Here is a 1,389-nt window from a genome sequence, read left to right on the forward strand (position 1 = left end):
CCCTCTTTTGTCACTCTAGGCAGAGGAAAAATAGAAATGAGGTATATTGAAGTTTTGCAAAATTGGGCGAGTCAGATTATTAACAATCATTTGAAGTTGAAAAAATCCCTCAGATAGCTTAGGAACTGTAAAGACAGTTAACCAGGGTTTAATTAAGTTAAATAGCGTAAATGGCTGAAGTATCAAACGGAGGTTATTCAGAATACTATTCCAACCATTGCCTTGATCCCACCAAGGATGTGATGAAAATCTAGATTCAGATTGTGGGGGAAAATTAAGTAATTGTTCAGAATGAAGACTAACCAAAAGATAAGCACTAAAAACAATTTCCCACCACTTCTCTATTTGTGAATAATGAGTTAGGCGAAAATCTGCCCACCCTAATTCATTTTTACTTTGTTTTAACCCATATTCTACCCAAGTTCTTAAACCATAAAAATTGCCCACGTCTCTTGGAGTAATGTCTGGATATTTACTCATGACATACCAAGTCGTGTTTTTTGGAAGTTTTTCTTTATCCGTTGTTATTTGCCAATACCTAACTTCCGATTTTTTGCCACATATTATCTCTCTAATATATCTATTCTCTGAACTTAAATCTGAAAAAACACGCCGGAATCTTTGCCAGTTTGAATATTTGATTTTCGAGTCTGTAATTCCCCATGCTCTATGGTTTGAGCGAATCGCTACAATAAAATTAAGCTCTAATTCATTTAATACGCTTAAAAAATTTTTACCACTTTCACCATATAAGCTATCCGCCAGGACAAGATTGAATCTAAACCCCATTGACCGCAATTTTATAATCATTGCTCCGGCGATTTCAGGTTTAGTTAAATATTTTTCTCCTGGTTGTAGTCTTTCCCTTGGTTTATATACTTCAAATATTAGAGGAAACGTCATTCCAGATAAAACTGCATATGCCGTGACTGCGACAATACCATTATCTGTTTTACCTAAATTTCCAATGTACTGTCGTTTCACATAATCAGTCTTATTTCCTTTTTTCTTATCACCTGTTTCATCAATGATTAGTATGATTGGGCGACCTTGAAGTATATATAATATTAATTCTAACCTTTGCCTCCTTAATTCTTTTACATCCCACGGTGATTCTGTTAAAAAATGATGTAATTTTTGATGATTATCTAGCCCGACAATTTTCGCTATTTCCGGTAGAGTTTTACGTTTTATATCAGAAACACATCCCATATGTAGGTACTTAAAAGCTTCAAAGCTTCTCACTTCTGGAAATAGTTTTTGATATAACTGGCAGTATTCGTCCACAAATTTTACTGTGGGCGCAGCTGGGCGAGGCTCAACCATACTCTCTGTGTTAGTTTTTGCGATCGCACTTAATTATACTTTGGCGAGAGTGACAAAAGAGGG

The 1,389-nt window shown here is 35.3% G+C and carries 1 protein-coding gene; it reads right to left on the bottom strand.

Translation table 11 applies throughout. The features are described 5' to 3' along the window. Positions 1 to 15: 15 nt before the first annotated feature. Positions 16 to 1,326 (bottom strand): IS701 family transposase, encoded by a 1,311-nt coding sequence (locus GNE10_RS34470; RefSeq protein WP_185570503.1) that lies wholly within the window; start codon positions 1,324 to 1,326, stop codon positions 16 to 18. Between the last annotated feature and the right edge of the window lie 63 nt (positions 1,327 to 1,389).

It is taken from the genome of Nostoc sp. 2RC, from assembly GCF_014222165.1.
Taxonomy (GTDB): domain Bacteria; phylum Cyanobacteriota; class Cyanobacteriia; order Cyanobacteriales; family Nostocaceae; genus Nostoc; species Nostoc linckia.

Bases quoted from the DNA above. Each gene is read 5' to 3' on its own strand.
- GNE10_RS34470 (WP_185570503.1), bottom strand. From the start codon at position 1,326: ATGGTTGAGCCTCGCCCAGCTGCGCCCACAGTAAAATTTGTGGACGAA.